General features: G+C 68.1%; 9 protein-coding genes and 4 tRNA genes. 5 read left to right on the top strand and 8 right to left on the bottom strand.

Going from position 1 to position 10,679, the window contains the following annotated elements:
• The first annotated feature begins 17 nt into the window (after positions 1–17).
• The 5 genes from AC1DYX_RS22215 to AC1DYX_RS22195 all read left to right on the top strand — a co-directional run bounded on the left by AC1DYX_RS22215 (position 18) and on the right by AC1DYX_RS22195 (position 2,248).
• Positions 18–93 (top strand) — tRNA-Glu (locus AC1DYX_RS22215).
• Between the two features lie 104 nt (positions 94–197).
• A tRNA-Ala gene (locus AC1DYX_RS22210) sits at positions 198–273 on the top strand.
• A 27-nt stretch (positions 274–300) separates the two neighbouring features.
• Positions 301–376, top strand: a tRNA-Glu gene (locus AC1DYX_RS22205).
• Between the two features lie 70 nt (positions 377–446).
• Complete coding sequence (gene earP / locus AC1DYX_RS22200; protein WP_477262856.1) at positions 447–1,607, top strand: elongation factor P maturation arginine rhamnosyltransferase EarP; 1,161 nt, start codon at positions 447–449, stop codon at positions 1,605–1,607.
• 65 nt (positions 1,608–1,672) lie between these two features.
• Positions 1,673–2,248, top strand: coding sequence for an elongation factor P (locus tag AC1DYX_RS22195; RefSeq protein ID WP_477262854.1), 576 nt, complete (start codon positions 1,673–1,675; stop codon positions 2,246–2,248).
• 88 nt (positions 2,249–2,336) lie between these two features.
• Here AC1DYX_RS22195 and AC1DYX_RS22190 read toward each other — a convergent pair whose 3' ends face one another.
• The 8 genes from AC1DYX_RS22190 to AC1DYX_RS22155 all read right to left on the bottom strand — a co-directional run.
• The gene (locus AC1DYX_RS22190; RefSeq protein WP_477262852.1) at positions 2,337–2,849 is read right to left on the bottom strand and encodes a TssQ family T6SS-associated lipoprotein; all 513 of its coding nucleotides are present in this window, start codon (positions 2,847–2,849) and stop codon (positions 2,337–2,339) included.
• Positions 2,850–2,890: 41 nt separating this feature from the next.
• On the bottom strand, positions 2,891–4,192 hold the full coding sequence (locus AC1DYX_RS22185) for a serine/threonine-protein kinase (protein WP_477262850.1): 1,302 nt from the start codon (positions 4,190–4,192) through the stop codon (positions 2,891–2,893).
• 109 nt (positions 4,193–4,301) lie between these two features.
• Complete coding sequence (dbpA, locus tag AC1DYX_RS22180; RefSeq protein WP_477262848.1) at positions 4,302–5,711, bottom strand: ATP-dependent RNA helicase DbpA; 1,410 nt, start codon at positions 5,709–5,711, stop codon at positions 4,302–4,304.
• A 40-nt stretch (positions 5,712–5,751) separates the two neighbouring features.
• Positions 5,752–6,006, bottom strand: coding sequence for a hypothetical protein (locus AC1DYX_RS22175; protein WP_477262846.1), 255 nt, complete (start codon positions 6,004–6,006; stop codon positions 5,752–5,754).
• A 62-nt stretch (positions 6,007–6,068) separates the two neighbouring features.
• Positions 6,069–6,145 (bottom strand) — tRNA-Met (locus AC1DYX_RS22170).
• 55 nt (positions 6,146–6,200) lie between these two features.
• Positions 6,201–7,358, bottom strand: a complete 1,158-nt coding sequence (locus AC1DYX_RS22165; RefSeq protein ID WP_477262844.1) for a methyltransferase — start codon at positions 7,356–7,358, stop codon at positions 6,201–6,203.
• A 12-nt stretch (positions 7,359–7,370) separates the two neighbouring features.
• Entirely contained in the window at positions 7,371–7,583 is a 213-nt protein-coding gene (locus tag AC1DYX_RS22160; protein WP_477262842.1) for a hypothetical protein, read from the bottom strand.
• Positions 7,584–7,650: 67 nt separating this feature from the next.
• Positions 7,651–10,679, bottom strand: a 3,029-nt coding sequence (locus AC1DYX_RS22155; RefSeq protein ID WP_477262840.1) for an SbcC/MukB-like Walker B domain-containing protein, incomplete at its 5' end; no start/stop codon positions are given.

Here is a 10,679-nt window from a genome sequence, read left to right as displayed (position 1 = left end):
GTCGGTAACAGTCCAGGGTCCCCATCGTCTAGAGGCCTAGGACATCACCCTTTCACGGTGAGTACCGGGGTTCGAATCCCCGTGGGGACGCCAAGAATTTTATTTGCCGGGGTCAGAGCCCGAACTTATCGGTTGGGCTCTGACCCCGGGAGAATAGCAGGTTGTGCAAGGAAGCCGCCTTGAGCGGCTTTTGTTTTGGGGGTATAGCTCAGCTGGGAGAGCGCTTGCATGGCATGCAAGAGGTCAGCGGTTCGATCCCGCTTACCTCCACCAAGGTTACAAAGCAGTAAGGAAGTTCAGGTCCCCATCGTCTAGAGGCCTAGGACATCACCCTTTCACGGTGAGTACCGGGGTTCGAATCCCCGTGGGGACGCCAGTCAAAGACCGGAGCAGACCACCCGCGCATGCGGAAAGGTGCTCCGGTTTTTCTTTGGGTCCACGCAACCATGCACAACGATCAACGTCCCACGACACTCGCCATCTTCTGCAAGGTGGTCGACAACTTCGGCGACATCGGCATCTGCTGGCGCCTCGCGCGCCAGTTGCGGCACGAACACGGCATCGCGGTGACCTTGTGGGTCGACGACCTTGCCAGCTTCCGCCGCATCTGGCCGAAGGTCGCCGCCGATGCGGCCGCGCAGGTCGTGGACGGCGTGCGCATCGTGCACTGGGCCGATCAGGACGGCGTGTTCGCACCCGCGGACGTCGCCGACATCGTGATCGAATTCTTCGGCGTCGACATCCCGCCGGGCTATGTCGCGGCGATGGCGCAGTGCGAACCGCGGCCCGTATGGATCAATTACGAGGGCCTCAGTGCCGAAGAATGGGTCGAGGGTTGCCATACGCTGCCGTCGATGCATCCGCGCCTGAAGCTGACGAAACACTTCTTTTTCCCCGGCTTCACGGACAAGACGGGCGGCCTGCTGCGCGAGCGCGGCCTGCTCGATGCGCGCGACTGCTTCCTGGCCGACCCGGTGGCGCGGCGCGATTTCCTGGCACGGCTGGGCGTCACGCAGGACGAGATGGCGGCATTGACCGTCAGCCTGTTCTGCTATCCGCAAGCGCCGCTGGCCGAGATCTTCGCCGTCTGGCGCGACGGCGACCGGCAGGTGACCTGTCTTGTGCCGCAGGGTGTGGCGCGGGACCTGGTGGCGGCATTCCTCGGCACCGATCCCGAGCCCGGCGCGTTTGCCACGCGCGGTAACCTGACGCTGCGCGTGATCCCGTTCCTGTCACAGGACGACTACGACCGCCTGCTGTGGGCGTGCGACCTGAACTTCGTCCGCGGCGAGGATTCCTGGGTGCGCGCGCAATGGGCGGGGCGTCCGTTCGTCTGGCACATTTATCCGCAAGATGAAAATTTGCACCATGTTAAACTCCGCGCGTTCCTGCACAAGTACGCAGCGAATCTCGCCAGCCTGATCGATTTTTCCCTGCGCTGGAATGACGCGGGCGACGAGGCGCCGGCCGATTGGCGGGGCCTGTGGACATCCCTGCAAGCCGATTTGCCGACCATCGCCCGGCGCAATGCCGGGTGGGAGACCGAGATGTTGGCGAATGGCGACCTGGTGAGCAACCTGCTGGAATTCGCCCGGTTGCTGCGGTAGGCGGCGGGCGAGGAACATGGTATCATGCTTGATTACTGCAACTCATTTTTAGGTTAAAACCTCCTATGAAACCCGCAAAAGAAATCCGTGTTGGCAACATCATCATGGTTGATGACAAGCCGTTCATCGTGCTGCGCTCCGACGTCAACGGCTCGAGCCGCACGGGCTTCACGTACAAGTGGAAGATGAAGAATCTTCTCACCAACGCTCCGCTGGAAAACGTGTTCCGCGGCGACGACAAGTTCGACGTCGTCATCCTGGACAAGAAGCCGGTGACCTATTCTTACTTCGCCGATCCGCTGTACGTCTTCATGGATGAAGAGTACAACCAGTACGAGATCGAAGAAGAGAACATGGGCGAAGCCGTCAACTACCTGAAAGACGGTATGGAATGCGAAGCCGTGTTCTACGACGGCAAGGCCATCTCGGTCGAACTGCCGATCACGATCGCACGCCAGATCGTCTACACGGAACCGGCCGTCAAGGGCAACACCTCGGGTAACGTGCTGAAGGAAGCCAAGATCGAGAACGCCATCGAAGGCAAGCAGTTCACCATCCAGGTGCCGCTGTTCGTCAACCAGGACGACACCATCGAGATCGACACCCGTACCGCCGAGTACAAGCGCGTCGTGCGCAACTAAGAAGCCTCCGCTTCGCGAAAGAACGCTGTCCATCGGGCAGCGTTTTTTTTCGTCCGTTTTACCGTCAATCCGAAACCCTGATCAGCCGTCAGCGCGGCGCAGTCGCCTGCTTGGCCCTGGTGAATACGGGACCCCACAGCGGATGGCCGTGTTCGCCCGGCGCGAGGTCGAACGATGGGTCGAGGCGCAGCGCACGCTCGAACGCCTGGCGGCAGGGGCCGGGCCGCGACGTGACGCAATAGCTGAACGCCATGTATTTCAATGCCGTGAGGCGTGTCGACAGGGGGCCGTTGTTGACGTCGCGCGCGGACAGGCGCTTGATCGCGCCATTGTAGTCGCCGTCGTTGTACAGCCGGATGCCTTCCTGCAGACCGTTGCTCGACGCGGGCGTATCGTCGCGCTCGCGCGGACGTTCCTTCGGACGGGGCGGCGCCTCGCGCACGGCCGGCGTCTCCGGTTCCGCCGTCGTGGCCGCTTTCGGATGACTGGGGCTGCGCGCAGGTTTCTTGTTGAACAAGGGAGAGTTGGCGCAGCCGCCGAGCAGGGCGGTCATGGCGGCCAGCACGACGGCGTGGGCGAAGAGGCGGGCAGGGCTATTCATCTGTCTCCGGTTATTCATCAGTCTCCGGTCGGGTGGCGGGGTCATCGGGCGGCGTCGTTGAAGTCGACGGCGATCTGGCCGCCGGCGCTCGCCGTGTCGATATCGAGCACGCGGTCGTGGAAATTCGGGTTCGTGATGCGGATCGTGTGGCGGCCCGGTGCCAGCGTGAGCCGCTTGACGGGTGGACTCACGCCGCGGTCGACGCCGTCCACGTAAACGACGCCCCACGGGTGGATCTTCAGCTTGTAGACGTTGCCTTCCGGTGTCACGACGACGCCTGGCAGGTGCGCGTCCGTCGCGGGGCGGGCAGGTGCGTCGGCGGGCGGCGATGGATTCGTTTCCGCGACGACGGTTACAGGGGCCTCGGCGGGCGCGCCGGCCGGAGCGGTGGCGGGCGGCGCAGTCGTCGATGCGGCCGCCGTCGCACTGGGGGGATCGTCCGTGATATACGTCGGGACCGGCAGCGCCGGGGCACTGACCGCGCGCTGGCTTTGCGGGCCATCTGCCCGTTGCGGCAGGGTCAGCACGATGTGGTCGAACGAGCCGGAGTCGCGCATCTCGGCGAACATCGCCAGCACCAGCGCGACGAGGACGGCGCCGCCGGCCGCGATGGCCCAGCGTTGCCGGCGGTTCAGGTTGATGCCGCGGCCCGGCCGCTCGTGGCCCGGCCTTTCGTGGCCCGGCCTTTCGTGGTCCGGCTGCTCGTCCTTCTGCGTGAAAGCGGGATGGTCTGTTCCGCCTGGCGGATGCGCGACGGTGGGCGCGGCGTCGGATGCGTGATGCGGTGGATCGTCGGCCACGTCCGCGACGTCCGCCACGTCGGCCACGTCGGCCGTCTCGTCGTCGAAGAGCGGCATCATGTGCGACACCACCGCGGCGCCGACGGGCGGGACGATGCCGAGCAGCTCGCGCAATTCCTCGATGCTTTGGGGGTGGCGCGCCGGATCGGGATCCATGCAGCGGTCCACGGCCTTGACCAGCGAGTCGCTATAGCCTTCGACCCGGCCTTCGAGCGGGCCGGCGGGGGCGAGTTCGCACGTGATCGCGTAGTGGACGACGCGGGCCAGCGCGTTCAGATCTTCGGATTCGCGCGCTTCCTCCGGGCTCACGTCGAGGGGAATCAGCAGGGGCTCGCCATTGTCGTGGAATACGATCGTGTCGGGCGTGATGGCGCGATGCGGCATGTGCATCGCGTACTGCAGTTCGAGCGACTGCAGGATCTGGCGGAAGATCTTGCGGCACCAGGCTTCGTTGACCTGTTCGGGACTGTACTCGACGATGTCCCTGACGCTGCGGCCTTCGAGGTGCTGCTGTTCCGGTCCGATGGAAGTTTGGCTGGTCATTTTGCTAAGGCGTAGGCTTGACAAAATGATGCCAGATTTGCCGGCGATACGCCCCGCATAAACTCAACCGTGCGCGCCTGTTACAAGTGTTACAAGACGTGCGCCGTCCTCAGTCCTCGATGAAACGCATCTTGAAATGGCGGCCCTTGATCGTGCCGAACTCCGGGCCCATCGGATTGCCGTTATTCAATCGTTCGAACGCCTGTTGCGCGACCCGGCGGTCCAGCGCCACGTAGCTGATGAATTCGAAGATGTGGATCTTGCCGACCTGGTCCTTGACGAGACCCGCGTCGCCGGTCAGGGCTCCCAGCAGGTCGCCTGGGCGCAACTTGTCCTTCTTGCCGCCTAGCACGCACAGCGTGACCATCGCGGCCGGCTCGGCCGGACCATCGTCGTCCGCGAGCGCATCGAGCGCATGCCACTCGGCCGTGAAACCCTGCGCTTCCTCGATCAGCCGGACCCAGCGCTTCTCGTTCGGCGCGCACAGCGCCAGCGCGAGGCCGGTCGCCCCGGCGCGTCCCGTGCGGCCGACGCGGTGCACGTGCACTTCCGGATCCTTCGACACGTCCACGTTGATCACGGCTTCCAGCCCGGCGATGTCGATACCGCGCGCGGCCACGTCGGTGGCGACGAGCACGGCGCAACTGCGGTTGGCGAAGCGCACGAGCGTCTCGTCGCGCTCGCGCTGCTCCATCTCGCCGTACAGCGCGAGCGCGGAAAAGCCGCGTTCGCGCAGGGCGTCGGCCACCTCGCGACAGCGTGCCTTCGTGTTGCAGAACGCGATCGCGGAACCGGGGCGGTGGTGCCGGAGCAGCCGGGCGACGGCGTCCACGCGGCCGTCGAAGCCGATCTCGTAGAAGCGCTGGTCGATTCGCGCCGGCGCGTGTGCCGTGTCGACGGCGACCTCGAGCGGATCGTGCAGGAAGCGGGCGGTGGCGGCGCGGATGTCGTCCGGATAGGTTGCCGAGAACAGCAGGGTCTGCCGGTGCGGCGGGCAGGCGCGCACGATGGCCGCGATCTCATCGTAGAACCCCATGTCCGTCATGCGGTCGGCCTCGTCCAGCACGAGAGTGCGCAGGCGGGCGAGATCGAGCGTGCGGCGCTGCAGGTGGTCGCGGATGCGGCCCGGCGTGCCGACGACGATGTGGGCACCGAATTCCAGGCTGGCGATCTGCGGACGCATCGAGATACCGCCCGTCAGCACGACGACCTTGACGTTGCCGATGCCGCGCGCCAGCCGGCGCAACTCGCCCGCGACCTGGTCGGCCAGTTCGCGCGTCGGGCACATGACGAGACCTTGCACGGCGAACAGTGTCGGATTCAGTTTCAGCAGCATGCCGATGCCGAACGCGGCCGTCTTGCCGCTGCCCGTCTTCGCCTGCGCGATCAGGTCGCGGCCTTCGAGCGCGAGCGGCAAGGTGGCGGCCTGCACGGGCGTCATCTGTTTGTAGCCGAGCTGGTCGAGGTTGGCCAGGAAGGGGGCCGCGAGCGGCAGCGAGGAAAAGGCGGTGTCGGACATGGGGTTCGTTGGCTGCTGTTTATTGCCGCACCCGGCCTGGTCAGGCTGCCGGCTTCCAGATCGGCAAGCCGGTCAGGTCCAGGTCGGGATCGTGTTTCCAGACCGGCAGGCCGGTCGCATCCGTTTTTTCCAGGTCCAGCAGCATCAGCTGTTCCTGCTTCTGCGCCGCACGGCGCGTGCGGGTGCGCTTCGTCGGTGTCGGGTCGGTGGCAGGAGCAAGGACAACGGCATCGTCGTGCGGCGCCGGCTCGAAGCCGGGCAGGTCGAAGGTCGCGTTGTCTTTCTTGTCTCTCATGCGCTGCGCTGGCCCAGAAAACAAAAGCCCGGCTGCAAGAGTCGGGCTTTTGTTACGGTATTTGGTTGCGGGGACAGGATTTGAACCTGTGACCTTCGGGTTATGAGCCCGACGAGCTGCCAGACTGCTCCACCCCGCGTCTGAGAACGCTATTGTAACCGGATCGGCGCCGAAGCGCAAATCGACATGCCGACTTATGCCGGGCGCAGCCGCCACAGTGATGTCACTTCGGCCATGCGGGCCGTCGCCAGCGGGTCGTCGGGATCGCTGGCCTTCGGATGCGTCGGGCGGATGTCGTGCCGGCCGACGACGTCCAGGCCGGCGTTGGTTATCCAGCCGAGCAATTGATCGCGTGAACGCAGACCCAGGTGTTCGGCCAGGTCCGACAGGATGAGCCAGCCCTCGCCGCCGTCGCGCAGGTGCGCCTTCAGGCCCGCGAGGAAACCCTTGAGCATGCGGCTGTCCGGATCGTACACGGCGTGTTCGATGGCCGAACTCGGCTTGCCCGGCAGCCAGGGCGGATTGCACACGACGAGGTCGGCGCTGCCCTCGGGATACAGGTCGGCGCGCACGACTTCGACCTGGCCCGTGAGGCCCAGGCGTTCGAGATTGGCGCGGGCGCAGCCAAGGGCGCGCTCGTCCATGTCGGTGGCGAGCACGCCCTGCAGCCCGCGGTGCGCCAGCACGGCCGACAGCACGCCGGTACCGGCACCGATGTCGAAGGCGACCTTTGCACCCGCCGGCAGCGGCGCCTGCGCCACCAGTTCGACGTATTCGCCGCGCACGGGCGAGAACACGCCGTACCAGGGATGGATGCGTTCGTCGAGGGTGGGAATGAACACGCCCTTGCGGCGCCACTCATGCGCGCCGATCACGCCCAGCAGTTCGCGCAGCGACGCGACATACGGGGCCAAGGCCGGACCATAGGCTTCGGTGCAGGCCTCGTGCACATCCGGCGCGCGCCGCAGCGGAATGCCGTGGTGCGCGTCGAACGGGATCAGGAGCATCGCCAGGGTGCGTGCGCGCTGCAATTGCGCGAGACGGTGGCGGTGGAACTGTTCGGTCAGCGATGCCGCCGGCTTGCCGGCCTTGCCGCGCCGGGCCCGCGGGCCTTTGTGGTCGACGCGGCGCACGAGCGCCTGCAGCAGCTGGCGCGCATTCTGGAAGTCGCCGCGCCACAGCAGCGCCGTGCCGTCCAGCGCGAGGCGCCAGGCCGTGTCGGCGTTCATCGTGTCGTCGGCCAGCACGACTTTCTTCGGGGCCGGCCATCCGCTTTCCGAGCGCCATTGCGCCGAGTGTTCCGTGCCGTGCTCGATCCAGTGGATGCGCGCCGTGCCGTCGGGAGTCGTCATCGCCGCTCCCGATCAGTGATGGTGATGCCAGTGGAGTTCGTTCGACTCGACGAAGGATTTCACGGCATCCGGATTGCCGGTCGCGTGGCGCTTGATCTCGCCGCATTCGCAGATGCCCTGGTAGGGCTGGATGTGCGAGCAGGCGGATACTTTTTGCAGGGTGACCTTGACCGGCTTGGCGCATTTGGCGCACTTGAAGGTCAGGAAGCGGGCGGGTTTGGACATGATGTCAGCGGGGAGACGGGTCAATGGAAGGGGCGCATTTTAGCATTCGCACAGCGCATTGCACCGCTCACTGGACGGTGATTGCACTGCTGCCGCCACCGGATGGCCGCACGAGGACCTTGGTCGCGATCCGCTCCGTCATCTCCTGCACGTGCGAGATCACGCCCACCTTGCGGCCGAGCGACTGCAGCGCGTCCAGCGCATCCATCGCCACGCCCAGCGTGTCGCTGTCCAGGCTGCCGAAACCTTCGTCGATGAACAGCGATTCCACCTTCACGCGGTTCGACGACAGCGACGCCAGGCCCAGCGCGAGCGCCAGCGAGACGAGGAACGATTCGCCGCCGGACAGCGAATTCACCGAACGCACTTCGCCGCCCATGTCCTGGTCGCGTACCATCAGCGCCAGCGACGGACCGGCCATGCTGACGACGCGTTCCAGCCGGTAGCGTCGTGCCAGCTGGGCGAGGTGCGTGTTGGCATAGCCGAGCAGCACGTCGAGCGTGAACTGCTGGGCGTAATTGCGGAATTTCTTGCCGTCCGCCGAGCCGATCAGCTCCGCCAGCTTCGCCCACCGTTCCTCGATGGCGCGCTGGCGCTCGATCTCGGCCATCATCGAGCGGGCCCGCTCGCGCCGCTGTTCGTCCTCGCGGATGCGCATGGCCAGTCCGGCGGCGCGCTCGTGGGCCGCGTCGCGCTCGGACTGGGCGCGGCGCAGCGCTGCGGCGATCATGTCGGCGTCCTGCGCGATCGCCCGCTCAGGTGCCTGGTCCGGTGCCTGGTCCGGTGCCTGGTCCGGTGCCTGGGCGGATTCCGGGCCCGGCTCCCGCGTGCCGTCCGGCGCGGGTGTCTCGTCGGTCGCGTGCCCTTGTGTGTGCAACGCGGCGCGCGCCGGGACATCCGTTCCTGCGGGATCGGCCACGACGTCCTCGCGCAGCTGCTCGTGCTGCTCGCGCTGGGCGCGGCGCTCGGCCAGCACGGCCGTCGCCTGGCGTACGGCCGTGTCCAGTTCCTGCAGCGCGGCGCGTTCCTGGGCGATCCAGCCGGCACCGACCTGGAGCAGGGCGGCCAGCTGCTGTTCGTTGGCCACGCTTTCCAGGGCCGGGTCGCTGCCGTCGAAATCCAGAATCCATTGCGCCAGGCGCTCGCCGGCGTCGGCCAGCTCGCCCTGCAGGTCCGCGATGCGGCCAGCGGCCCGGGCCTGGGCTTCGCGCACGCGCGCCTCCGCCTGGGCCGCCTGCAGGCTCGCGGCCTGGCAGGCGTTCAGCGCCTGGCGCGCGGCAGCGACGGCGGCTCCCAGCACCTGCTCGACGTCGCGCGCGGCGCGGCCTTCGAACAGGTTCGCGCGCTCGGCGCGGCATGCGGCCTGTTCGGCGTCGATGCGCGCGAATTCGGCGTCGGCGTCGACCAGGCGCTGGCCCGCGTTCTCCACGCGCGCCGCCAGCGCGGCGTGTTCCGCGTCGAGGGTGCCGATGGCGCCTTGCAGCCTCGCCTGGCGCGCGGCCTGTTCATTCCATTCGCGGGCGTCGTGCGCGCGGGCCTGGCGCCAGCCGGCCGGGTCGCGCTGCCAGTGCATCTGCCAGCCGTCGCCGCAGGCTTCGGCCAGTACGGGATCCAGCTCCGCCAGCACCTCGGCCAGCGCGGCGGCCGCGGCCTCGCGGCGGGCGGCCAGGGCCGCGATCTCGGCGTCCAGCCGAGCCAGCGTGCCCTGGGCCGTTTGCGCCGCGTCGAGCAGGCGCGCATGTTCGCGGTTGGCGTGATCCCAGGCCTGCTGGGCCGCGTCACGCGCAAGCACGGCACGGCGCAGGTCGGCGTCGCGCGTTTCGAGTGCGTCGTATGCGGTGCGCAGCGCGGCGAGTTCGGCGGCCAGCCAGCGCCCGCGCGCATCGGGGCCGTCGTCGCCATCCGGCGCTTCCGCGGCGAGCGGGTTGTCGGCCCATTCCGCGTCCAGCTGGGCGAGGGCGGCGGCGAGCCCGTCGCGTTCGCGCGCCAGTGCCGCCAGCCGTTCGCCGGCCGCGTCGAAGGCGGCGCGCTGGGCGGCCTGCCGGTCGACGCTGGCGCGCTGTTCGGCGCGGCGCGCGGCCAGTTCGGCCGACAGGTTGTCCAGCACGGCGTGCAGCCGGTCGTCCTGGTGGCGATAGGGATGTTCCGTGCCGCCGCAGACGGGGCAGGGCTCCTCGTCCACGAGCGTGGCGCGCAGCTTTTCGACGCCGTCGGCGCAGGCCAGCTGGGCCGCTTTCAGCATGCGTTCGGCCTGGGCGACGGCGGTATCCAGCGCGCCGCCGGCGGCCCGCGCCGCCTCGAGTCCTTCCTGGGCCGCGGTACGCGCCTGCGTGGCCTGGGCGGCCTGCGCATCCAGGTCGGCCAGGCGGCCGCGATGCGTGCGCAGGGCCTGCCAGGTGTGGTCGAGCGAGGCGAGGTGCTCGCGGCGCTGGTCGAGGGTGCGTCGTTCCACGCGCAAGGCGTCGGCGTCGATGGCGTCGAGGCTGGCTGCCGCCTGCCGGCGCGCGGCTTCGCGCACGTCGAGCAGTTCGACCGACGCGGCCAGCGCATGCGCCGTACGCTGGGCCGATGCGGCGGCCTGCTCGGCGCCGGTCCGGGCCGCGGCCAGGGCCTGGACGCTGGCGGCGTCCTGGCGCGCGGCCTGTTCGGCCTGGGCCAGGCGCTGGTCCCAGCGTGTCCATTGCGTGGCCAGCGTTTCCTGGGCGCGTTGGGCGGCAAGCCATGTGCCGGTGTCGTGCAAGGCGCGCCGGCTCGTTTCGAGCTCCTCCGTCTTCGCCTGCAGGGCGGCGCGGGCCTGCGTGGATTCCGCGTGGACGCCGTCGCGCGCCGCGCGCGCCTTGGCGTGCGCGGGCGCCAGTGCGTCCAGCGTGGCGTCGAGGGCTTTCGCGCGATCGAGCTGCGGTGCGGCGGCGCGCTGCGCATCCTCGGCCGCTTCCAGCTTGCGCTCGGCTTCCATCAGGCCGCGCGCAGCCTGTTGCTGGGCCTCGAGGGCGCGTGCCAGGTCGTGCTCGCCGGCGGCCAGTTGCGCCTGCACCTGGCGCTGTTCGCCCGCCAGGCGGTTCAGGTCGGTCACGAGGGCACGCGCCGGCTGCGCGG

The sequence above is a fragment of the Massilia sp. P2_C2 genome (genome assembly GCF_056404615.1).
The sequence above is the reverse complement of the archived record's forward strand: the minus strand, read 5'-3'. Positions and strand labels throughout refer to the sequence as shown.